Origin of the sequence: Prevotella sp. P4-98 (genome assembly GCF_002251405.1) — a bacterium.
Taxonomy (GTDB): Bacteria; Bacteroidota; Bacteroidia; order Bacteroidales; family Bacteroidaceae; genus Prevotella.
The window spans coordinates 58498-83457 of record NZ_NPJC01000032.1 but is presented as its reverse complement, the minus strand read 5'-3'; the positions used below and the strand labels follow the sequence as shown (position 1 = coordinate 83457).

The 24960-nt window shown below is 47.0% G+C and carries 18 protein-coding genes; 13 read left to right on the top strand and 5 right to left on the bottom strand.

The window, feature by feature from the left end; all coding sequences use genetic code 11:
- The first annotated feature begins 31 nt into the window (after window positions 1–31).
- From CIK96_RS05210 to xyl3A, 3 genes are all read left to right on the top strand, one after another.
- Window positions 32–2350: a hypothetical protein gene (locus CIK96_RS05210; protein WP_094390126.1), complete on the top strand. Its 2319-nt coding sequence runs from the start codon at window positions 32–34 to the stop codon at window positions 2348–2350.
- Window positions 2351–2376: 26 nt separating this feature from the next.
- Window positions 2377–2841 (top strand): hypothetical protein, encoded by a 465-nt coding sequence (locus CIK96_RS05205; protein WP_144007300.1) that lies wholly within the window; start codon window positions 2377–2379, stop codon window positions 2839–2841.
- Between the two features lie 222 nt (window positions 2842–3063).
- Entirely contained in the window at window positions 3064–5646 is a 2583-nt protein-coding gene (gene xyl3A, locus CIK96_RS05200; RefSeq protein ID WP_094390124.1) for a xylan 1,4-beta-xylosidase, read from the top strand.
- A 34-nt stretch (window positions 5647–5680) separates the two neighbouring features.
- Here the strand turns inward: xyl3A and CIK96_RS13600 are convergent, their stop codons facing one another.
- A complete protein-coding gene (locus CIK96_RS13600) occupies window positions 5681–5815 on the bottom strand; it encodes a hypothetical protein (protein ID WP_256387592.1) in 135 nt (44 codons plus the stop codon).
- 195 nt (window positions 5816–6010) lie between these two features.
- Between CIK96_RS13600 and CIK96_RS05195 the strand changes: the two genes are divergently transcribed.
- The 4 genes from CIK96_RS05195 (at window position 6011) to ettA (ending at window position 10508) form a co-directional block, all read left to right on the top strand.
- Window positions 6011–6289 (top strand): hypothetical protein, encoded by a 279-nt coding sequence (locus CIK96_RS05195; RefSeq protein WP_158214832.1) that lies wholly within the window; start codon window positions 6011–6013, stop codon window positions 6287–6289.
- Between the two features lie 94 nt (window positions 6290–6383).
- On the top strand, window positions 6384–7142 hold the full coding sequence (locus CIK96_RS05190; protein WP_094439985.1) for a nucleotidyltransferase family protein: 759 nt from the start codon (window positions 6384–6386) through the stop codon (window positions 7140–7142).
- Window positions 7143–7148: 6 nt separating this feature from the next.
- On the top strand, window positions 7149–8789 hold the full coding sequence (guaA, locus tag CIK96_RS05185) for a glutamine-hydrolyzing GMP synthase (RefSeq protein WP_094439984.1): 1641 nt from the start codon (window positions 7149–7151) through the stop codon (window positions 8787–8789).
- A 21-nt stretch (window positions 8790–8810) separates the two neighbouring features.
- Window positions 8811–10508: an energy-dependent translational throttle protein EttA gene (gene ettA / locus CIK96_RS05180; RefSeq protein ID WP_094436475.1), complete on the top strand. Its 1698-nt coding sequence runs from the start codon at window positions 8811–8813 to the stop codon at window positions 10506–10508.
- A gap of 157 nt (window positions 10509–10665) precedes the next feature.
- Here ettA and CIK96_RS05175 read toward each other — a convergent pair whose 3' ends face one another.
- Both CIK96_RS05175 and CIK96_RS13690 read right to left on the bottom strand, forming a co-directional pair.
- Complete coding sequence (locus tag CIK96_RS05175) at window positions 10666–11697, bottom strand: TerC/Alx family metal homeostasis membrane protein (RefSeq protein ID WP_094436473.1); 1032 nt, start codon at window positions 11695–11697, stop codon at window positions 10666–10668.
- Window positions 11698–12767: 1070 nt separating this feature from the next.
- Window positions 12768–17441 carry a glycoside hydrolase family 88 protein gene (locus CIK96_RS13690; protein ID WP_094439983.1) on the bottom strand — a complete coding sequence of 1558 codons (4674 nt, stop codon included), beginning with the start codon at window positions 17439–17441 and terminating at the stop codon, window positions 12768–12770.
- Window positions 17442–17542: 101 nt separating this feature from the next.
- Between CIK96_RS13690 and CIK96_RS05165 the strand changes: the two genes are divergently transcribed.
- Window positions 17543–17950 carry a PaaI family thioesterase gene (locus CIK96_RS05165; protein WP_094390114.1) on the top strand — a complete coding sequence of 136 codons (408 nt, stop codon included), beginning with the start codon at window positions 17543–17545 and terminating at the stop codon, window positions 17948–17950.
- Window positions 17951–17964: 14 nt separating this feature from the next.
- Here the strand turns inward: CIK96_RS05165 and CIK96_RS05160 are convergent, their stop codons facing one another.
- Window positions 17965–18441, bottom strand: a complete 477-nt coding sequence (locus CIK96_RS05160) for a DUF6359 domain-containing protein (protein WP_144007491.1) — start codon at window positions 18439–18441, stop codon at window positions 17965–17967.
- 402 nt (window positions 18442–18843) lie between these two features.
- Between CIK96_RS05160 and CIK96_RS05155 the strand changes: the two genes are divergently transcribed.
- From CIK96_RS05155 to rfbA, 5 genes are all read left to right on the top strand, one after another.
- Window positions 18844–19473 carry a hypothetical protein gene (locus CIK96_RS05155; RefSeq protein WP_094439981.1) on the top strand — a complete coding sequence of 210 codons (630 nt, stop codon included), beginning with the start codon at window positions 18844–18846 and terminating at the stop codon, window positions 19471–19473.
- Between the two features lie 151 nt (window positions 19474–19624).
- On the top strand, window positions 19625–19924 hold the full coding sequence (locus CIK96_RS05150) for a hypothetical protein (RefSeq protein WP_094439980.1): 300 nt from the start codon (window positions 19625–19627) through the stop codon (window positions 19922–19924).
- A gap of 13 nt (window positions 19925–19937) precedes the next feature.
- Window positions 19938–20243, top strand: a complete 306-nt coding sequence (locus CIK96_RS05145) for a cell division protein ZapA (RefSeq protein ID WP_094390110.1) — start codon at window positions 19938–19940, stop codon at window positions 20241–20243.
- A gap of 44 nt (window positions 20244–20287) precedes the next feature.
- A complete protein-coding gene (gene rny / locus CIK96_RS05140; RefSeq protein ID WP_094390109.1) occupies window positions 20288–21826 on the top strand; it encodes a ribonuclease Y in 1539 nt (512 codons plus the stop codon).
- 174 nt (window positions 21827–22000) lie between these two features.
- Window positions 22001–22876, top strand: a complete 876-nt coding sequence (rfbA, locus tag CIK96_RS05135; protein WP_094439979.1) for a glucose-1-phosphate thymidylyltransferase RfbA — start codon at window positions 22001–22003, stop codon at window positions 22874–22876.
- 98 nt (window positions 22877–22974) lie between these two features.
- Here the strand turns inward: rfbA and CIK96_RS05130 are convergent, their stop codons facing one another.
- The gene (locus CIK96_RS05130; RefSeq protein WP_094439978.1) at window positions 22975–24936 is read right to left on the bottom strand and encodes a hypothetical protein; all 1962 of its coding nucleotides are present in this window, start codon (window positions 24934–24936) and stop codon (window positions 22975–22977) included.
- Between the last annotated feature and the right edge of the window lie 24 nt (window positions 24937–24960).

Here is a 24960-nt window from a genome sequence, read left to right as displayed (position 1 = left end):
TCCTTATTAACATAAGAAAGACTAAAAGACAATGAAAAAATTATTCATATATTCAATGATGCTGATGGCTACGCTGTCCATATTCTCTTGTAAGGACGATGACATCAGCGAATCGGCAAACCGTGATAAGCTGTTCCGTCCGGCATTCCGCACGGACAACAACACCGGTAAGGGTTCTACCGATCCCTACAACTGCGCGATTACCGATTTGAACACAGCACACCTCTACTGGTACACCGTAGATGATGCTGTGGCCTATGAAATCAAATGGGCGATTCAGAACTATGTGGCAAATGGTGAACAGGCATGGATCGACACCGAGGCTGGTGTTGACGGCAAGGAACTGGCAGGTCACGTGGTAGTGACTGATCCTAAGCAGTTTGATTTGGTGATCAAGAACCTGAGCTATCAGACCGACTACCGTTTCGCTATCCGTGCACTCCACTCATACGATGCTAACAACGACAGTTGGAAGACTGACCCTAAAAACTCTGACTGGTATGGTTATGGTCACGGTACAGAATGGGCTGATTACTTCGGCATGCAGACTGGTGTCCGTTATGATGTACCTTTCGTTATCCAGACATTAAACATCACCAAGACTTCTATGGTGGTACGTCTGGACCGCAACATCAGCAAGTATTCTGATGATAAGAAGAAAATCTTCCGTGATCATTTCAACTTTGTAGATGCTGACCAGAATGTTCTGAAGATTGACTATCTGACCTTCACCGCTTCGAAGTCAACTCCTAATGCTACAACCAACCCCACTTATCTGCACTTCGATATTCCTGAGTCAGCATGGGTAAACGACGTAGCTGAGTTTACTATCGACGGTCTGTCTGAGAACTCGGTTTATAACATCGACGCATGGGATAGCTCGATCGAGGCAAAGGTTGACGCTTGCTACAACTCTGTAATGAAGAGTACCAAGGGTACTCCAGGCGCTCCTATCCTCATCAAGCACGTGCCTACTGCTAAGGATACTATCGGTACTGGCGAGAACATGAACATCTATGACATCTCGTCATACAACTCCATGAAGCTCGACAACATCATCTCTAACTACAATAGCGATGTAACAGTAGCAGAGAACCAGGTGTTCTATCTGGAAGGTGGTAAGGCTTACCACTTCACCAGCAACCCCAACATCTACAAGGGTATGACACTCCGCACCAACCCAGAGGATGTTGCACAGGGTAAGCGCGCTAAAGTATATCTCGGCGGTATGACCAAGACTGGTGCTAATGTCAATACCTGTAACTTCATGTTGGGTCGTCAGCCTAATGCTGGTGAGAACAGTACCATTACCCTTGACATCGACTCTATTCGTTTCATGGATCTCGACTTTGACGTTCCTATGGCTACCAACTATGGTCATGCTCAGGAAGGAAACGGAAAAGCTGTAGGTAACTACTTCATGAACATGTACTCTAACGGTATGGGTATCAATGTAACCCTCCTTGAATGGAACAACTGTACGTTCCAGGGACTTATCCGCGGATTCTTCCGTATTCAGGGTTCTAACGACTTCTATATCCACAACCTGAAGATGATTGACTGCAGCCACTATAACAGTGGATTCTACGACAACAACGGTGGTGGTTACAACTACATCCATGCTGACCACAACGGTAAGCCGAAGTCAAACATTCTGGAGAATGTAGAAATCAGCGGCAACGTATTCTACGATAGTCCAAAGGGTAGCTTGATTACTGACTCTAACCGCAACCTGAAATGGGATGCTTCTGTACGTTGGAATCTCAACATCCACCACAACACCTTCGTGAACTTCATGACTCGTTCTACAAAGGCTGCTTGGATGAATACTCGCTATATCCCTGGAGGCTCTGAAGCCAGCATTCACGACAACATCTGGATTAACACCAAGGATGCTGACGACGTGAACCGTGCTATGAATGCACTCGGTTGGGATGCTCGTAACATTCAGGGTGGTGACGGAAGTGGCAAGGTTGTATTCAACATCTACAACAACTGGACCACAAACGATCCTTATCTGAAGGGCGGACAGCCATTCAACAACAATGCCTTCAACGCTACTTCTAACTCACCAGGTAAGTGGCAGAAGACTTGGAAGGACGAACTCGACACCTACTATCCTGCAGGACTTGACGAGCTGAAGGTTCACTGCGATCCCGAACTGAAGGCCACAGACTTGATGGTATCGCCAAACCCACAGCACTTCGTAGGCGCTAAGCCAAGTCACCTTGACCACCATACCGATAAGGGTATCGACGGTCTCTACTATCAGCAGACTGAGAAAGTGCTCAACTCAGCTATCTATAAGAGCGGCGCTGGTGCACCTCGTCTGAGAAACGGTAAGAAATAATAAAGCATTAAAACATACATACGACTATGAAAATTATGAAATATGTAGCCGCAGCATTCGCTGCCGTAGCTATGACTCTCTCTTTCAGCAGCTGTTCAAGAGACCTTGATCCAGATGTTGACTCAATGGGCTGGTATCGTTGCGAGGTAACCCTCGACAACCAGGGTAGCCTGAGCGAGGAAGGTGTTGCAGCATTCGAAGATGCTGTCAACGCAGCCTATGGTCTGGAGCATGGTGCAACACACTATTTCTCTCATTGCACCAAGGCTTACATGGAGAGTAACTACAACGCAACTGTAGCTCTGTCTAACGATAAGAACGAAATCTTTACCAAGATTATCGCTCCTGTTGTTGCCTCTCAGGGCGTGAGCGACTTCACCGTGAAGTTTGCTTTCGAAGAGCAAATCACCAGTAAAAATGCTGAGGGCGAAGAGGTGAAAACCGTGAAAGAGCTGAAGTCTGTCATCTACAAGGCTTCTGACTTGAAATAACAGACATACTTAATATCTCTATGCCACAGGGGCAGGTCGAAAGGTCTGCCCCTGTTTTTTCATTAAGACGCTATCGTCTAAGCAACAGCATATAATAGGATTATACAACAACAAGGACGAACATAGATTATAGCAAATACTAACAAACAGAAAATTAACATAGGTTCAACAACATTACTCATGAGGGGCTGGTAACAGACCTTAAACTAAAAACATAACAACATGATGAAAAAGACATTACTGACACTAACAGCAATGCTGAGTCTGCATGCAACAGCACAGACTTTACCATATCAGAATCCTGCACTTACTGCAGAAGTTCGTGCCGATGATTTGTTAGGACGCCTGACTCTTGAAGAGAAGGCTAAACTAATGATGGACACGTCACCTGCTATTGCGCGATTGGGCATTCCGGCGTTCCAATGGTGGAACGAAGCACTTCATGGCATAGGCCGTAACGGCTTTGTTACGGTATTTCCAATCACCACCATGATGGCTGCGTCATGGGATGATGCATTGCTCTACCAAGTTTTTACTGCTGTGAGCGACGAAGCACGTGCTAAAAATCAAGAAGCGAAACACAGCGGTAAAGTGTCGCGTTATCAAGGATTGTCATTCTGGACTCCCAATATTAATATTTATCGCGACCCTCGTTGGGGACGTGGACAGGAAACCTATGGTGAGGATCCATACCTGACAGAACGTATGGGACTTGCTGTTGTGAATGGACTGCAAGGTCAAAGCTTCGACGGAAAACCATCGAAAGAACGTTATGCAAAACTGTTGGCATGTGCCAAACACTTTGCTGTGCATAGTGGTCCGGAATGGAATCGACACACGTTCGATATTCAGCAGTTGCCAGAACGTGACCTCTGGGAAACCTATCTCCCAGCTTTCAAGGCTTTGGTACAGAAAGGTAAGGTGGCTGAAGTGATGTGTGCCTACCAACGTATCGACGGTCAGCCTTGTTGTGGTAATGCCCGTTATGAGCGACAAATCCTTCGCGACGAATGGGGATTCGATGGTCTCATCACCAGCGACTGTGGTGCCATCCGCGACTTCCTGCCAGGATTTCATGGTGTATCAGCCGACCGTCCGGCTGCTGTAGCACAGGCTGTTGAGTCTGGTACCGACTTGGAATGTGGTTCTGAATACCGCAATCTGCCTGAAGCCGTAAAACGAGGAGACATTAGCGAAGAGCGTATCAATACCAGTTTGCGCCGACTGTTGGTGGCACGTTTCAGATTGGGAGACTTTGATGCCGACTCTTTGGTGAGTTGGACCAAGATTCCTTCAAGCGTTATTGCCTCGAAAGAACATAAGCAACTCGCTTTGCAAATGGCACGTGAAGGAACTATTCTGCTGAAGAACAACGGTATTCTGCCCTTGAAGAAAGAGAATGCTAAACGCATCGTAGTCATGGGACCGAATGCTAACGACTCTATCATGATGTGGGGAAACTATAGTGGTTCCGCCACAAAGACCGTCACCATGCTGCAGGGACTGCGCCAAAAGTTGGGCGATGTGCGTTATGTGCAAGGTTGCGGTCTGACTCGTGCAGAAGTCTATGAGAGTCGTTTCGACCACATGAAGGCTCCATTGGGCAATAGGGGAATGCAAGCCACATATTGGAATAATACCGAGATGGAAGGTACACCCGTCAATACCGTAACGATTACTTCACCCATCAATCTGAGCAATGGCGGCAATACGGTCTTTGCGCCAGGTGTCAATCTGGAGCAGTTCTCTGCTCGTTACGACGGACAGTTTGTTGCTGATACCGATGAAACGCTTACGCTGCGTGTCGGAGCAGATGATAAAGTGCGCGTCATGGTCAATGGCGATACGCTGGTCAATATTTGGAAGGTGCGTCAACGTATTCAGGAAGCTGCCCCACAACTTGAAGTCAAAGCCGGACACCACTATCGCATACAGATAGACTATGTGCAGGAAGGCGGAATGGCAGCCATGCAGTTTGACATCTGTAAAAAGCAAACACCTACTGCTGACGAGATTCTGGCACAGGTGGGCGATGCTGAAACGGTCGTCTTCGTTGGTGGAATCTCTCCGCGAGTTGAAGGCGAAGAGATGAAAGTGAGCGACCCAGGTTTCAAGGGTGGCGACCGTACAGACATCAATCTGCCTACCGTTCAGCGCCAGATATTGCAACTGTTGCACAAAGCTGGTAAACGTGTGGTCTTTATCAACTGTTCGGGCGGCGCCATCGCTCTAACAGAAGAAGCGCCACTCTGCGATGCGATTGTTCAAGGATGGTATGGTGGGGAACGTGGTGGTGAAGCCATGGCAGAGATTCTGATGGGCGAAGTGAACCCTTCAGGAAAACTGCCCATAACGTTCTACCGCAGTACCGATGATCTGCCCGACTTCCTCGACTATCGTATGACTGGTCGTACTTACCGCTATTTCAAAGGTGAAGTGCTCTATCCCTTCGGCTATGGACTGAGTTATACGTCTTTTGAAGTGGGCAAACCACAATATAAGAACGGCGTGGTAACGGTAAATGTGAAGAATACCGGCAAGATGGATGGAACGGAAGTGGTTCAGGTTTATCTGCGCCGTACTGCCGACACAGAAGGTCCGCTCAAAACGTTGCGTGCTTATAGCCGAATATCGGTCAAGGCTGGTCAGAGTCAAAAGGTCAGCATTCCGTTGCCCCGTGATCAGTTTGAAGGTTGGGATGCGAAGAGCAATAGTATGCGTGTAGTACCTGGTCAATACGAATTGATGGTAGGTACGTCAAGTGCTGATAAAGATCTGAAGACCATTAAGGTCAATATGAAATAAATGAAAAAGGGAATCAGTATTCCCTACCTTCTATTTAAAGATGCTGAAACATGCGGTCTGCCATCTGCTGATGGGCTGGATGTTTCAGCGTCTTTTTTATAAATACACAGCTGTCAAAATAGACAAATATCTTCTTGCCTCCCCATTCCGTCCTTTGACCTCCCATCATATTCCCATTATTGTCTGTTCGTTTTTGGGAGTTAGTTGGGACTTACTTGGGAGTTTCTTGGGATTTATTTGGAAAATATAATGCACATATTACGTTGATCATAATTCGAAGACATCCCGAATGCATCCCGAATGCATCCCGAATGAATACTATATGAAAAACATGTATTGGATTTTTGCCAACGTGGAAAAGCAAATGAAACCACTCTTGGCGAAAGCAGAAGAATACGGCATGACCAACATCTACTACCAGACCATTACAAATAAAGCACTTTACCACCTGCGTGAACACCGATACTTAGATGCCATTGCTTTCATAGATAAAGAGATCGAGCATGCCCGAAAGCATTTTTTCTTTGTATTACGCTCGCTTATTCGTACCTCTGACGCTATGCGTCGAAGGTACTTGCGCTCGGTAATAAAAGAAAAATCGAGTTTTTTTCTTTGTATTACGCTCGCTTATTCGTACCTCTGACGCTTTGCGTCGAAGGTACTTGCGCTCGGTAATAAAAGAAAAATCGAGTTTTTTCTTTGTATTACGCTCGCTTATTCGTACCTTTGTAGGCAGAATGAAGCAGGCTATGATATTTGCAGCGGGACTGGGAACCCGACTGAAGCCCTTGACCGACACGATGCCTAAGGCATTGGTGCCAGTAAATGGTGTGCCTTTACTCGATCTTATTATCCGCCGACTGATAGCCCAAGGCTACGAACGCTTTGTGGTCAACGTGCATCATTTTGCACAAATGATCATAGATCATGTGGCGCAACAGGACTATGCTCCGCTGGTTCGCATCAGCGATGAAAGCGACATGTTGCTCGATACAGGAGGCGGACTGAAAAAGGCTGCTACATGTTTCGACGATGAGCAATCGCCCATCCTTATTCATAACGTAGATATCCTTGACAATGTCTGTTACGACTGGTTTGCCCGGCAACACAACAGCGAAGACGATGCAGTATTGCTGGTAAGTGAACGCAAAACCAAGCGTTACCTGCTCTTCGACAATGCCATGCGCCTGATGGGATGGAAGAATATAGAGACTGGCGAAATCAAAAGTCCCTACGAATATATCCGTCGCACAGGACTCTCACAGCATGGCGAACCGCTCAATATGTATGCCTTCTCTGGCATTCATTCTTTCTCTCCCAGACTGTTCCGATTGATGGAACGCTTCCCCGATAAATTCAGCATTATCGATTTCTATCTCAGCATATGCCACCGTGCACATATATACGGATGCGTCAAGTCTGACTTGAAAGTGCTCGACGTAGGCAAACTCAATGCGCTGGATGAAGCAGAGAAATTTCTAAACAATAATAAATAATACTGTATGCAACAGAAAATCATTATCCTCGACTTCGGAAGTCAGACGACACAGCTCATCGCTCGCCGTCTGCGCGAACTCGACACGTTCTGTGAGATTTTGCCATACAACAAGTTTCCACAGGATGACAAAGAAGTTATCGGAGTGATTCTTGCCGGCAGCCCCTACAGCGTGTACGATCCCGAAGCTTTCAAGGTCGATCTCACACAGTTCCTGGGACGCCTTCCGGTGCTCGGCATCTGCTATGGTGCACAGTTCATTTCCTACAACAACGGCGGAAATGTAGAGCCTGCAGGAAGTCGCGAGTATGGCCGACAGAATCTTACCACCATCAACAAGGAGTGTCCGCTCTTCCGAGGCTTCGACAACAACTCTCAGGTATGGATGAGTCATGGCGATACCATTACCGCCATCCCAACAGGTTCAGAGGTAGTTGCCTCTACCGAAACTGTAGAGAATGCAGCATATTACTGTCCCGATGCCACATTGATGGGATCATACGATGGTCATCAGCCTGTGATGGGTGTGCAGTTCCACCCCGAAGTATTCCATTCGGTTCAGGGCACCCAGTTGCTCAAAAACTTCGTGGTTGATATTTGCGGTGGCCGTCAGGACTGGAGTGCCGACAACTACATCGAGACAACAGTTAAGGAACTGAAAGAGCAGATTGGCAACGACCGTGTCATCCTCGGTCTCTCTGGCGGTGTTGATTCATCCGTTGCTGCCGTACTTCTCAATCGTGCCATTGGCAATCAGCTGACCTGTATCTTTGTCGATCATGGTATGCTCCGCAAAAATGAGTTCTCTCAGGTGATGGAAGACTACAAGGTGCTTGGCTTGAATGTGATTGGTGTAGATGCCAGCGAGAAGTTCTTTGCTGATTTGGCAGGCGTTACCGATCCCGAACAAAAGCGCAAAATCATCGGTCGCGACTTCGTTGAGGTGTTCAATGCCGAAGCTAAGAAGATTACCGATGCCAAATGGCTTGCACAAGGCACTATCTATCCCGACCGCATCGAATCGCTCAACATCACCGGTAAGGTCATCAAGAGTCACCATAACGTGGGTGGACTGCCCGAAGAGATGCGCCTCTCACTCTGCGAACCGCTGAAATGGCTCTTCAAGGACGAAGTACGCCGTGTCGGACGCTCGTTGGGAATGCCCGAACATCTGATCACCCGACATCCTTTCCCTGGTCCCGGACTGGCTGTTCGCATACTGGGCGACATCACTCCCGAACGTGTACGCGTCTTGCAGGATGCCGACGATATCTTCATCCGCGGTCTGCGCGACTATAAGGTTAAACTCTCTGGTGATGAAGCACGCCGTGTGCTTGCAGCAGGAGTACCTGCAGAAATGACCGATGGCGAGATAGAAGTATCACTCTACGACCAAGTATGGCAGGCAGGTGCCGTTCTCCTTGCCACGGTTCGTTCCGTAGGAGTAATGGGCGATGAGCGCACCTATGAGCATCCTGTTGCTCTGCGTGCCGTGACATCTACCGATGCCATGACCGCCGACTGGGCACATCTGCCTTACGACTTCATGGCCAAAGTATCTACCGAGATTATCAATAAGGTGAAGGGCGTAAACCGCGTTTGCTACGATATCTCGTCAAAACCACCCGCAACAATCGAGTGGGAATAACCCTTATAACACGACATCAATATGGCAACAGTTGACGACAAGAAGATAATCTTTTCGATGGTGGGAGTGTCGAAAATCATCCCACAAAACCAAAAACAAATACTGAAGGACATCTACTTATCGTTCTTCTATGGCGCAAAGATTGGCATCATCGGTCTGAATGGTGCTGGTAAATCTACGCTGATGAAAATCATTGCCGGACTCGAACAGCCTTCACGTGGTGAAGTGGTATGGAGTCCTGGTTATTCGGTAGGCTATCTGCCACAGGATCCTCCCCTTGACGAACAGAAGACGGTGAAGGAGAATGTGATGGAAGGTGTACAGCACATCTATGATGCGCTCGCTGAATATGAGGATATCAACAATAAGTTCGGGCTGGAAGAGTACTATGGCGACCCCGACAAGATGGACCAGCTGATGCAACGACAAGCCGAGGTGCAGGACATCATCGACTCTACAGATGCTTGGAACATCGACTCCAAACTGGAACGCGCTATGGATGCTTTACATTGTCCGCCGGGCGATTGGGCTGTTACCAACCTCTCTGGTGGTGAGCGCCGCCGTGTGGCGCTCTGCCGTTTGCTACTCCAAAAACCCGATGTGTTGTTGCTCGACGAGCCTACCAACCATCTTGACGCCGAGAGCATCGATTGGCTCGAACAGCATTTGCAGCAATATGAGGGTACTGTGATAGCAGTAACCCACGACCGCTACTTCCTTGACGACGTGAGCGAATGGATTCTTGAACTTGACCGTGGCGAAGGTATTCCCTGGAAGGGTAACTATTCTTCATGGCTTGACCAGAAGACTAAGCGCATGGAGCAGGAAGAAAAGACTGCTTCCAAGCGTCGCAAGACTCTGGAACGCGAATTGGAATGGGTGCGTATGGCCCCGAAGGCACGTCAGGCTAAGGGTAAGGCACGTCTGAACTCTTATGAGCAGATGCTGAACCAAGAGCAGAAAGAGCGTGAAGACAAGTTGGAGATATTCATTCCCAATGGTCCCCGTTTGGGCAATAAGGTGATAGAGGCTGTGCATGTGAAGAAGGCTTTCGGTGAGAAAGTGCTCTTCAACGACCTCAATTTCATGTTGCCTCCCAACGGCATTGTGGGCGTCATCGGTCCTAACGGCGCCGGCAAGACCACCTTGTTCCGTTTGATTATGGGGCTCGACCAAGCAGATGGCGGCACCTTTGAAGTGGGCGATACCGTGAAGTTGGCTTACGTTGACCAGCAACACAAGGACATCGATCCGAAAAAGACCGTCTATGAGGTTATCTCGCAAGGCAACGAAACGTTGCGTCTGGGCGGTCGTGATGTGAATGCACGAGCTTATATTTCCCGTTTCAACTTCTCTGGTACTGACCAGAGCAAGCTGTGTAGCGTATTGTCTGGTGGTGAACGCAACCGTCTGCAATTGGCTTTGGCATTGAAACAAGAGGGTAACGTGCTGTTGCTCGACGAGCCTACCAACGATATCGACGTGAACACTCTCCGTGCTTTGGAGGAAGGTTTGGAGACATTTGCAGGTTGTGCCGTTGTTATCAGCCACGACCGTTGGTTCCTGGACCGTATCTGTACACACATTTTGGCCTTTGAGGGCAATGGCGAAGTATTCTTCTTTGAGGGCAGTTATTCGGAATACGAAATCAACAAAGCCCGCCGCTTGGGTGACACCGAAATCAAGAAAGGCCGTTACCGCAAGTTGATGGAAGAGTAAACAGCCCGTTGTCAACAACATTCTGACAAGTCCACAGGCGTTATTCAGTAACGTAACAATATCCAGCCCGACCGTTGTTCTGTCTATATGAGCAGTATCAACGGTCGGGCTGAATCTTTATAATCAGACGATTTATACCTGACGTTTTTGGTGACTACTATGACTTCTTCGCAAAAAGTGAAGCACCTATGCTTATTCCCAATACTCCCAGTATGAACACAAGAGATGCCACGGCATCTATCTCCACATACTCATGGATAAGCATTTTTACACCAATAAACACCAAGAGCACACATACTCCCAATTTCAGGTATCTGAATTTATCGGATATGGCTGCCAGTAGGAAAAACATGGCACGCAATCCAAGTATGGCAAAAATATTAGAGAAGAACACCACGTAGGGATCAAGCGATACAGAGAATATAGCAGGAATGCTGTCGAAAGCAAATATCAAGTCGCTAAACTCAATAACGAGTACCGTGACAAACAGCGGAGTGAGCAAGAGTCGTCCTGCTCGTCGCACAAAGAACTTATCTCCTTCAAACTGAGTATGTATGCGTCCGGTCTTTGACAGCAGACGTACGAGCGGATGCTTTTCCACGTTCATTTCCGCCTTGTCGTTCCGATTGAGATACATCTTCACACCACTATACACAAGCACTACGCCAAAGACGAGCAATACCCAGTCGAAGCGACTGATAATGGCAGAACCGAGGAAGATAAACACAAAGCGCAATACAATGGCACCGAGTATTCCCCAGTTTAATACATGCTGATACTCATTTTTCCCAACTCCAAACGATGTGAATATCATCATCATGACAAACAGGTTGTCAACAGATAGCGTCTTTTCTATCAGATAACCAGAAATGTATGATACCGTCATGTAATGTCGGTATTGCTGCAAACTCATTTCAAAATCGTCGGGATGGAGTTTCAGGTGTGATGCATACTTCGAAGCAACCGTCTGTAGGTCATTAAAATTCTCTATGCCATGCACCATGTCGCCATGAAACCACAAAAACACAGCGAACAAAAGTGCCAAACCAATCCACACAAAAGTCCATACTGTTGCCTCGCGAATAGACACCACGTGAGCTTTTCTGTCGATTACAAACATATCAAGCAGGAGAATAGCGGCTATGAATGCCACGAATCCTACCAAGAACATAGTTTCTGTCATTACCATTTGTTTCTCATTTTATCATTTAGAAAGCGCAAAGTTACTCATTGCATATTACAAACCTGTTACATCAGAGCTTATCATGCTCAATATTTAGTGTTTTTTAAGTACCAATGGTATTCGCGAACGTTAGGTTATCGAACACCACTTTGCCATCAACCTATTTCAAATGCATGTTTTCTTGAAATATTCTGCTACGCTGCGTAGCATATTGTGAATAGTGTATAGTTGTGCAATATTCCAAAAACGAAAAATTGATGGATATTGAGTAAATACGGTTAGCGCATCAGCATATAGTTATTTGAGTTTTTATAAAATTTCGACCACACGACCACAGATGTCTGCATCATGTTATCAGTCAAACTCTTACACGTGTGGTCGATTCCTGTGATTTGGAATTTACGACCACACTTCGACCACACTTATTGTTAAATGTCATCAACGTGAAACAGCAATGTGAATACGCTATATCGATGCCTAAATGGGGGTGTGGTGATTATCACAACTTTTTCAAACCTTGATAATATTTTTATCTAACGTTGGGTAATACTCTTATCTAACGTTGGATAACACTCTTGTCAAACGTTGGATAACACTCTTATCAAACGTTGGATAACACTCTTATCAAACGTTGAATAATACTCTTGTCAAACGTTGAAAATACTTTTGTCAAGCGTCAGACAATAGTTTTGCCAAATGTTAGTCAAAGTTTTGCCAACCGTTAGGCAATAGTTTTGCTAATCGTTGGACAAACCTTGGCAAAACGTTATCAAAAAATATCGCTCAGTATTATTTCTGAGCGATATTCTTTATTTTTTGATAATCATATATGAGTATCGTGGATGCGCTTACAATTTGGTGGTCGATTGGTGGTCGATTGGTGGTCGATGTCTTTATAATCGACCACCGTTTAATGTGTTGATGGATAGCGGGATACATATGTCTGTGGTCGAGTGGTCGAATTTTTCTGAAAACTAAAATAACTGTATGCGACTCTCGCGTGTTATCCTTGTGATGTAATCCACAAAGGCTGTTCCCTGCCTATCTATCATTCGTTTTCAATTATCTATAGCGACTTATTGCATGCGGTTGAAGCCTTCCCAACGCACATTCCATTTGCCATTTTTTGGGAAACCTGGGTTGAGCGGCTGTTGACATCCGTCCCATCCGCAACACATCATGGCAATGGCTGTGAGCAAAGATCCGTTGCCTGGCAGATAAAGTCGCAGACGGTCTGGAGTCTGGAAGTTGTGACCATTGGGCAGATAAGTATTCTTCTGTGTATCGATCAGCAATGCCTGAAGTGCGGTTTCGGGTTCTCCCAATCGGGCAGCAGTCATGGCTATCATGCCATAATCCCATCCCCAGGTAGTCTCCCAATGCCAGTTGTGCATCACGGCGTCAAGTGTGTGTGTCATTTTGATACTGTCGATACCCTGAGTGGGGATGAGGCCGAAAGCACCCAGCACGGCAGGATGGTCGCTGTAGCAATGTTCGTCAAAGCGCGGTTCTTCCTTTGATGGAAGACCTGCCTGATAGATGCCGTTCTTCTCAGGCAATGGTGCAAGTCGCTTGATGATGTTGTCCCAATCAGCATTACGGCTTTTGCCCATGCGCTCACGCCACTTTTGTGCTACTGTGAGTCCATAGCGCCAGTAACTGAGTTCGAAGGGATGGTTGTAGGAAAAGTCCTTGCGCATACATTCCTGCATGGCAGTGGCGCCAGTGAGTGGAATGTACTGCCCGCCGCGATCGCAGGCTTTGGCAAAGTCTGCCATAAATTCAGCAGTCTGTTCCACATGTTCAGCATAGGTCTTAAGCGTTTGGTCTGATGGGTTGGCACGATACATTTCTTCAGCGAGATAGATGTAATGGGGTTGTTGCCAGAGCAGAAACGAACCAACGTTTGACGGTGCTTCGCCAGCCCAAGGGTCGGTCATCTTCATCCAGCGCAGTCCTTTGAATCCTTGACGCTTAGCTATATTGCGTGCAACGGGAGCTGCCACATCGTCATACCAGCGTAACATGCGAGCCACTACGTCGGGTTGATTCCACAGACAGAAATCTACTGCGTGCCACCAAGTCATCTCCAGATGCGGACGACCAAACCAACTGTTGTAGGTCAAGCCAGTTTCCTGTGGGGGCATGTTGCCTGCGCAGTTGATATAGGTGAGATATTGTGATAGGACCACGCGACGCTCCAGTTCCTTGGCTCTTGGGTCGGTGCATTGTCCGAAATCAACAAATGCACCTGCTGACCAATGGCGGTGCCAGAATTTCTGGTTGCGCTTCATGTGGTCGGCAAAGGTTTCAGATGCGGGACGGTCGATGGGCTTAAGGCTGTATTCTGCCGAAAACTCCAACACATCGTCGGTGGTTGACAGGGCATACTGATGGTTGCCCATGGGCTTCAGGTCGGCAATGCCGTTCCATCTCACATATATATAATAGGTGGTGGAGTCGAGTTGATGTTGAATCAGAGCAGATTGTGCATCCTGTTTGACGATTGATGAGGTGTGACGGTCTGTTTTGCTCCAGTCGGCTGCATGGTCGGCATGCTTTCCTGTGGGATAGGGGAGTCGTATGGCAACCTTTGCTTGCTGGTTTTTGAGTAGTGGACTCTTGACGCGTGCTACCAACTGGTCGCGGTCTGGACGGCAGAAAGTGATGACATCAACCGGTTTTCCGTCTGCCAGGAAATGAGAATCAATCTGAGCATCCCAGAGGTGAAGCTCCTGATGAATATCGGTGAGCTGGTTGTGGGCGATGGGTTTTGACTGGTTGTCGGTGAGTTGAAGACCGATGGCGCCGAGGTTGAGCCGATGTGGGTTGACGCGGAAATATTCGGTTGCCTGCTTGTTGCGTCCGTTCTGTTTGTATTCTACAGCATACACTTCCTGATGACCATGTCCTAAGTCGTAGGATTTTTCAGTATCAGCAGGTGTCAGTTTCTCGGTGTTGGGAAATGAGTGCCAACCCCAATCAGACATGGTGGTGAGGGGGATGCCTTGCTCATAATCGGTGGTGTAACTTTGCAGTCCGGTCACATCGACGGTGGCGGCAAAATGGCCGTTGCCTACTGTGAGCGATGCGAGATTGTCGGCTTTGGTGATGATGGGGTTGTTACGAAAAAGAACAGCCTCGCGATTAATCGAGGCTGTTGTATTGTCGGTATCGAAACCAAGCATTTCCATTTCAAGTGATGCCCATATAAATGGTCCTACACCCTTGGCATCGTTGTCTCTGACTGGTTCGCTAAGGTAATATTGGAACGAACCATCGCGTCGTTTGTTCTCTTTGACCTTTGGCGCAGCCTTCAACACTTTGGCGCTGATGCCCGGACCGAGGCCCGCTACCGCACAGCATTGTGTCAGCGAAATGGTCTTGTCGGCATTGACGCGGATGAAGTTGTTGATGATGCCCTTATAGGCTTTGATTCCAGCATCACGGTATTTTTCTCCGAGATACCCCTTGCGGTAGGCTTTCAACAGTGCATAAGCAAACATCGACGAACAAGTAGATTCGAGATAGTTGCCTTCACGTTCGGGTGAATCCATCACCTGATACCACACACCAGTCTTTTTGTCTTGCCACTTGATAACAGCATCGAGGTCTTTGCGCAACAGCTCGATGACTTCGCCACGGCGACTATAGTTCTCAGGTAGAGCATCAAGCAGTTCGATCAGTGCCATGGTGTACCATCCTTGCGCACGTCCCCAGCAATGCTGTGAGAGTCCGGTTTCCTTGTCCGCCCAGAACATCTCGTGTGTTTCGTCCCAAGCATGACGGTTGAGTCCGGTCTTGGGGTCGAATGTGCGCTGGTAGGTTACGCTGATTTGGTTGACGGCATCGTCGTAAATCTTCTGTGCATCTTTCTGCTTCAGCAGGTCGCGAGCGGTAAGTGTGTAGAATGGCAATCCCATGAAGATACCGTCGAGCCATACCTGATAGCTGTAGATGGCCTTGTGCCAATATACTTTGTCGGCAATGGTGCGTGGTTGTTTTTTCAACTGCTTCATCATGAGTTGCATGGCGAGCAGATTCTTTTTCTCTGGTTGGAGTTGGTACATACGTGTTACGAAATGGCCGGTACGTATGTTGTCGAGGTTATAGTCTTCCATACGAAAACCGCGAATTGCTCCGTTTGGGGCAATCATCGTGTCGGTATATTCGCGGCAGTAGGCGAGAATGTCATCACCGCCGTGTTTCAGATATGTATCAAGCATGGCTTCCAGTTCGATACCCATTACATAACTCCATTTGGGTTTGCTGGAAAAATCGAGCAGGTAGGATTTGGGTACACGCTTCATTTCAGAATAAGTGAGCCATTGGCTGTAGTTTTTGAAAGGTTTCTCCTGAAGCGCAAGCGAACCGTTGATGAAGAGATTGTCGAAGCGCACGTCGCGTGTCATGCCTTTGATACTGTTTCCATCGCGTACACCGTTGAAACGGCAGTTCTTTACATTGATGTCATATACATAGCAGGCAGTGTCGAGTGCGATAATCTGCACACCGTATTGTGATTTCTCACAAGTGATGTTTTCGATATTGATATTGCGTACGGTGGGGATGTATCCACGACAGCAAATCTCGTTGTGCTCGTAGTCGAGGTTGATTTTCAGTACGCTTTCCTTGCAGACACCCACTTTGATGTTGCGGGCATTGATGTTTTCGATGATACCGCCACGGCAAGTATTGGTCTTGATGCGTACCACACGCTCCAGTTCGGGCGAGTCCATCACGTTGTTCTCGGCATAGACGTTGCGGCATCCGCCCGATATTTCAGAACCGATAACCACACCACCGTGACCGTTTTTCATCTCACAGTTGCGGATGATAATGTTCTCACTGGGGCGATCCCAAAGGCGTCCGTCACGGTTGCGCCCACTCTTAATGGCAATACAGTCGTCGCCAGTATTGAAATAACAGTTTTCTATCAGCACGCCATCGCACGACTCAGGGTCACATCCATCGCCGTTAGGACCGTCGTTGATAATCTTCATACCACGTACGGTGATGTTTTTCGACAGCAGGGGATGAATCACCCAGAATGGAGAACGCAGCAGGGTGAGGTCTTCCAAGAGGATGTTCTCACACTGGTTGAAGTTGATAAGCTGTGGGCGCAGACCGTCATTCTTGGTGAAAATGCGCTCGTTCATATCAACACCGTCTTCTGCTTGCTTCAGCAATCGGGCACGGGTGCCACTGCGCTGGTTGGGCAATTTGTCGGGTGCACCTCCGAAGTAGGGTACGCCCGTCCATTGCCACCATGTTTCTTTCGAGCCGCCACCATCGATAGTACCTTCACCAGTCACAGCAATGTTCTGCTGCTTGTAGGCATAGATGCATGGACTGACGTTGTGGCAATCGAGACCTTCCCAACGTGTAGGCACCACGGGGTAGAGGTCTGGTTCAAACACAAACTGCAACTTGGCGTCTTTCTCCACTACGAGATTGACGTTTGACAACAAGGTGATGGCACCTGTGAGATAGGTACCTGCCGGTACGATGACGCGACCACCGCCTTTCTTAGAACATGCCAGAATGGCCTTGTTGATGGCTTTCTGGTTCTTGGCAGCTGTGTTTCCTGTCTTTGCACCATATTTGGTGATGACAAAATCACGTTCTGGGAATGTCGGAGCCTTAATGCTCTGTTCGATGCGCTTATACTCATTGTCGTCCCAGGCTTTGGCCTGTGCGGCGATGGGTACAATGATGGCTACGAACAATAATTGTAGTAGTCTTTTCATTATTTTGAGTGTTTTAGTAGATTTTTCGGTGCAAAGATAAGCATTTTATTTGGAAATAAGTCAAATATGTATTACTTTTGTGTGATATAAATGTGAAGATTATGACGAAGATAGCAGATTTTTTAAACAAGAACGACCGCTTTGCTGCAGACGCAGGGTGTCGTATCGTGGAAATGGAAGAGGGAAGGGCTGTTGCAGAAATGACGGTTACACCCCATCATCTCAATGGCGGCGGAGTCTGTCAGGGCGGTGCACTGTTTACACTTGCCGACTTGGCATTGGCTGCCGTGATGAACAGTAGGGGGCAATTGACCTTCGGTATAGAGAACAATATCATGTTTATGGCATCGGCGCGTGTAGGCGATAGACTGCGTGCCGAAGCCCGAGAGGTGGCAGACCATCCGAAGATTCCAACCGTAGAAGCCCGTATTACGAATCAGAATGGACAACTCTTGTGTGTGGTGACAGGTGTGGCTTATCGTAAGAAAGAGGCACTGGTAATGGAATAATCTCTATTCTATTACTACTCCTGATCCTTTACTATCTCATATTCCAAAACTTTTTTCAATCCCAACACGTTCATATAGTAATCTCGCGTACCTATTATATATACTTGATGGTTCCACAGTTCGGGGTTGTCCTTGAGGTTGAGTTTCTTGCGTATTGATGCTCTGTCGGTCAAGCAGACAGGTAGAAAACTGTTTTTGTCAATTGTCTCGTCTGTCTGATTTTCGGTTACAATCGGAGTATCTGACAGTAGGATAGAGGTGCTCGAAGTGAAGGGAGGCCATAGAAGTATGTTGTTTAGACTCTTGTAGGCTGTGCCGACAATGTATGCCTTGACGCAGATTTGACGGTCCACATCTGTCAATTGCGCTTCTGCCACTGTCAATGCGTTCTGCTTGATAGTGGGATCAATGCCCGTTTCTGGTACTATTGTACCGGTAGAGTCGGTTGCTGTAGTGTCACGGTCTTCTTTCGCAGGTGGATCTTCTACCATGTCCAACTGCTTTTCACATCCGGTGGAACATGTCAGTATTGCCACCAAGAACCATATAAAATAGTGCTGCTTCATGGGGCAAAGATAATGAAAATGCTTGAAAATGAGAAAAAAACACGTGAAAATTTGCTCTTTTCTGAAATAAATGCTATATTTGCCACCGATAAGCCTATGTCGGCTGTTGCCGAACTATCTTATCATTCATAGTTAGGGGTTGGTAGCGTCCTGCACCAACCCCATTTTGTTGAACCTTCAATGCATATCATGTGGTTCATGTTGCCGTTGAACAAGTCGGAAATATATGACGACAGCGTTAAACTTGCAAAATCAGTTTGACATTTCAACTTTTATTCGTAAATTTGCAAGTCATTAGTAAATATCTATTAAAAGAATACATAAAACATGGGAATTTTATCTAAAATATTCGGACGTAACACCGATGAACAGCAGAAAACAGGAGGCATGGAAGACTTCATGACTCTCATTCGCGTTTATTTCCAGGCCGTAATGGCAGCAGACTTGGGCATTACCAATCTGGCTGCATTGCCCGATTTACGCGTGTTTAAACAAACACTCCACGTGCCAACTCAAAACAATAAGCTCGGTGTGGGAGAAAAGTCACGCTGCAAGAAAATGCTGAAAGAGATATATGGCATGAGCGATGATTTCACTAAAGAGATAGACCAAAGCATTCGTCGTCGCTGCAAGAAACCGCAGGATGTGCAAACCTATATGATTCAGTTTTCTGCGTTCTCACAAGACTTGATGATGCTTACCGGAAACCTGATGAAGTTCAAACTTCGCTTGCCCGGATTCTTCAAAAAGGCTCTTTATACCATGACCGAAAAGACTATCAATGACATCTTCAATAAAAACGATTATAGTGATGCAAGTGTTCTGAAGTCTATCGTGGCAATCCGTCAATACAACCAGAAACTTGGTTTCTCACAGCGATGGGTCACCGATTTCGTATATCATGTAGTGATGCTTGCTAAAAAAGAAAAGCAGCCAGCACAACAAGAAACGAAATAAAAAAAGTTAAATATATTACAGAAAAGGTTGCACTTTGTATAAAAAATGTTACCTTTGTAGAGATTAAGGGTGTGTCTTTAATGTTTTGCAGCCAAGGTCATGATTGGCATAACCAAAAAGCTCAAGGCAAAGAAGACAAAAATAAGTATCAATGACGCCTAACGAGAAAACTATAGCAACGTTTGAAACCCGCATGAGGCAGATGATTCTCCGATTTCAAGAACTGAAAAAGGAGAACAATGACCTATACGCCCAAATCGAAGAGGACGAAAAGCAAATGGAAACGCTGCGACAACAGTTGGATCAAAAGCAGAAAGACTACGAGACCCTTAAGATGGCACGCATGATCAGTATTACCGATGGCGACTTGCAAAGCGCTAAAGACAGACTGGCGAAGCTCATCAGAGAAGTGAATAAGTGTATTGGAATCCTTAGCGATGAAAACGAATAGAGGAGACCGAACCATGGCAGAAACAAACCGAGACAAGTTACATATCAAGCTGCACGTCTATGACGAGGAAATCGAAGTGGTAATCAACCGCGACGATGAGGAGTTCTATCGCTCGGCAGCAAAGCTCATCACTGAAAGATATAATGCATACGCTGCGGCATACAAAACCCGTAAAAGCGAACACATAATATCTTTGATGACACTTATAGATATAGCACTGCTCTATCAAAAGGAACGCGCCAACCATGACGCAGAGCCTTTCAAGAATATTCTCGATAAGTTGACAGCCGAAGTGGAACATGCACTGAAAGAAAAGTAATATACTGAAACGAGAATATTAATAATATATATCAAATTTAATCTATGGACATATTAGTCATCCTTGCTATCATTGCCGCCCTTCTAATTGGCGGACTCTGTGGCTTTATGATTTTCCGTCATGTCATCAAAGGAAAATATAATGAAATGGTAGAGGCTGCCAATAAGGAAGCCGAAGTTATCAAAGAGAAGAAACTGCTCGAGGTCAAAGAGAAGTTCCTCAATAAGAAAAGCGAACTGGAAAAGGAAGTGCAACAGCGCAACCAGCATATCCAGCAAAGCGAAAATAGACTGAAACAGCGTGAGATCTCGCTCAACCAACGTCAGGAGGAACTGGGTCGCAGAAAGAATGAACTCGACAACCTGCAAACGCGCATTGACAACGAAAAGAAGTTGCTGGTTCTGAAAAACGAAGAACTTGAGAAGATGCAATTGCAGGAGCGTGCTAAGCTGGAAGAACTCTCTGGACTGAGTGCAGACGAAGCAAAGGCCCGATTGGTTGAAGCCATGAAGGATGAAGCTAAGACTGATGCTGCTAGCTATATCAACGAAATTATGGATGAGGCTAAGCTGAATGCCAATGCTCAGGCTAAGAAAATTGTGATACAGACCATTCAGCGAGTGGCAACAGAAACTGCTGTAGAGAATGCTGTTTCTGTATTCCATATCGATAACGACGAAGTGAAAGGACGTATCATCGGACGTGAAGGTCGTAATATCCGTGCACTTGAAGCTGCCTGTGGCGTTGAAATCGTTGTAGATGATACTCCTGAGGCTATCGTTATTTCTGCGTTTGATCCTATCCGTCGTGAAACTTGCCGTTTGGCTCTCCATCAACTTGTCAGCGATGGACGTATCCATCCTGCGCGTATTGAAGAGGTTGTGACCAAAGTGAAAAAACAACTGGAGAACGAAATCATCGAAACAGGTAAACGTACGGCTATAGACCTCGGTATTCATGGATTACACCCAGAGTTGATTCGTATCATCGGTAAGATGAAATATCGCTCATCATACGGACAAAACCTATTGCAGCATGCACGCGAAACTGCCAACCTCTGTGCGGTTATGGCTTCCGAACTTGGATTGAATCCTAAGAAAGCTAAACGTGCCGGTCTGCTCCATGATATTGGTAAGGTGCCCGATGAGGAGAGTGAATTGCCACATGCACTCTATGGCGCAAAGATTGCTGAGAAATATAAAGAGAAACCCGATATCTGCAATGCTATCGGTGCTCACCACGACGAGATGGAAATGCAGACTTTGTTGGCTCCTATCGTACAGATTTGTGATGCTATCAGTGGCGCACGTCCAGGCGCTCGACGCGAAATCGTAGAAGCATATATCAAGCGTCTTAACGACCTTGAGGCTATTGCCATGAGTTATCCCGGTGTTACCAAGACCTATGCTATTCAAGCTGGTCGCGAGCTGCGTGTCATCGTTGGTGCAGATAAGATGGATGACGCAGAGACCGAGGCACTCAGTGGTGAGATTGCTACCAAGATTCAGAATGAGATGACCTATCCCGGACAGGTGAAGATTACTGTCATCCGTGAAACTCGTTCTGTGGCTTACGCCAAATAAAAGCAATTCATAGTATCAAATAACGAAGACTCCTTCTTTGCCTAATAGGGAAAGAGGGAGTCTTTGCTGTATATCATGCGGACCTTTGGTGGTTATTTGCTTTTTCTTATTCATTTTCTTTGTCATACAAAGAATATTTCGTAACTTCGCACCGAAAGATTAAAACACAGAACTATGAAAGGTATCGTATTGGCAGGAGGTAGTGGCACACGTCTCTATCCTATCACAAAGGGAATATCCAAGCAACTGATTCCCATTTTCGACAAACCGATGATTTACTATCCTATATCGGCTTTGATGCTGGCAGGCATACGGGAGATTCTTATCATCTCTACTCCTTATGACCTTCCTGGTTTTAAACGCTTGTTGGGAACAGGTGAAGACCTCGGAGTACGTTTCGAATATGCAGAACAACCATCGCCGGATGGACTGGCACAGGCCTTTATTATCGGTGAAGAGTTTATTGGCAAAGATAGTGTATGTCTTGTCTTGGGCGATAATATCTTCTATGGTAGTGGATTCACGGGATTGCTCCATCAGAGTGTGAAAAATGCGGAACAAAAAGGACTCGCTACGGTGTTTGGCTACTATGTCAACGACCCAGAGCGCTATGGCGTGGCAGAATTTGATGCCGACGGCAATTGCCTCAGCATCGAAGAGAAACCCGCAAAACCCAAATCCAACTATGCCGTGGTGGGGCTCTATTTCTATCCAAACAGCGTGGTGGAAATTGCCAAAAATATCAAGCCAAGTGCACGAGGCGAATTGGAAATAACAACAGTCAATCAACAATATCTGTCACAAAAGACGCTGAAGGTGCAGACATTGCAGCGTGGTTTCGCATGGCTCGACACGGGCACTCACGACTCACTGTCGGAGGCTTCTACCTTTATCGAAGTGATCGAAAAGCGTCAAGGACTGAAAGTGGCCTGTCTGGAAGAGATTGCCTACAAGCATGGTTGGATTACGAAAGAGAAACTTCGTGAGGTGGCTGCTCCAATGGCAAAAAACGAATATGGCAAATACCTCCTGCAACTGGCAGAGAAATAACAGGACACCGTCTTTTTGGAAGGCATCACTCTTCGCCCGGAAAGCGCGACCACATAAGAAGATACCGCCCGATGCGTTACACATCGGGCGGTATCTTCTTATCGCAGCAAGCCTTGCCAACTCACGGGCCGACCATCTTCCGTTGCTCCTTCTATCGTGACAAGATAGCGTTTCGATGAGTCGGAAGAATAAAAACGCACAATGGCTTCACCAGCATCGTCGGTTTGCAACGAGGGATTCCAATAGAGCGTCGTGCGATAGTCGGGGCGCGTATAGTCGCTCTTATCCGTCTTGGGATACTGTGGTGAATAGAACTCCATATTGTAGCGATAGCCCAACGGGGATATCCTTGCCATGGAGAGCAGGTGTTTGCGCTTTTCTATCTCCGAACCATCTTTAAGGAAGATGAACAACACGCCAGGGATTCTGCCTCTTATGTCGGCACGCACACCATACATCGTATTCTGAGGATGGTTCATCGAGAAATATTCTATACTCCGCACATTCTGCGGCAAGATAGCCAATATTTCTTCGTCATCTGTTTCTGCCACATTGTCCACATATTTTTTCCCAACAATCTGTCCAACACCACCGATTCTCTTGTGGCCATCTTCACCAACAGAACAATAGATGCCCAACTGGCTGAGGAGTGTTTCCATGGATGCCGCATGCTCAATACGAGGATCATTCGGATAAAGATTGCGAGGGGCTTCCAGTTGGCCATAGTTCATCGATTTGGGCTTCTTTTTACTTCCTTTCTTCTCAAATTCGGGCAGTTCTACCACGCCATTCCAAGCATACATCTGCTGTTGGTTGCTCTGCTTGACATAGACGGACAAATCATTGCCCGTTTGACAAGCATAGTGAGGCAATCTCACCGTAGGGGGTATTTGTTTGTCAACTTGTAGTTCGACCATCTCCGTACTACCACTTTTTTTTGTGCCTTCCAATAGCCATGTCGTGCCTTCGGGACTGTCCACCGTCAGCGAGAAACGACTGCTGTCGCCCAACTCAAACTCATGGCGCACTCCCTCCGCGGGGTTCACCAATAGCAGATGAGGATTCTTTAATTTCGATTTCAACGTGCCTTTCACTCTGCCCGTGATACGTTGTTCGGTCTCTATCGGATAGGTCATCTGTGGATAGCGGCCACGAAGCATATCGGCGAGGGGATAGACGCCATCGCGGCGACTCACTGCCCATTGCGATAGTGTTGGCTGCAACGTGTCGGGCTTCACCACGTCATAGTCGGTCACCGAAACCGAAAAAGTGCCTTTTAAGGGGCGGCCTTCCTGATCGGTCAAGGTCAGCGTGGACGCTATGGGCATCTTCTTGCCTTCTGTCATCTGACTTTTCATGCTCACACATATGCTGTCGCGACTGGCAATCTGCGTCTCACAAGAGGCCAAGACCAATTTGTCTTGAGGACGGATCATGGCCACCGTCACTACGCCTGGACGCAAACGACTCATACCGATTCGCAACACACGCGAACCGACATAGGGTGTTTCCACCAAGTTGCCGCCACCATATATCACACAGGTCAACGTGTCAGACTCGCTCGCATCCGACATGCGGATCAGCAATTGTCCCTTGCGTTGCTTCACTTCCAATAGGGGCGATGATTGCAGGGCAATAGGTGCTTCCACGCACGACACATAGCGGTCGTCGCCCGTCTTTGCAGTCACATAGATGGGCTTATAGCAGAAATAATCCGAACCAAAATTGCGCATCCACTGCGTATAGGCCACCATGGTGTAGCTACCACTCGTCATCGTCTTCGATAGAAACATCGCATTGGCAAACACGCCACTACTGTCACAACGCACTTTCATGCGCTGGACCAACGTGTCGGCATTCTGTTCATAGAGTTCCACATAGACATAGCGCGAGCGTGACACAGGGATGCGAGTGGCGGCATCCAACAGATGAGCACGAAACCATATCGTGTCGCCAACCATATAATAAGGACGGTCTGTGTGCAGATAGATTCGCTCCTGAGGAACCTTTGAGTAATAGTCAAGCAGATGAGACATCACAGAGATGCTGTCATTATTCATCGCACTTGCCTGTACAGATTGGCA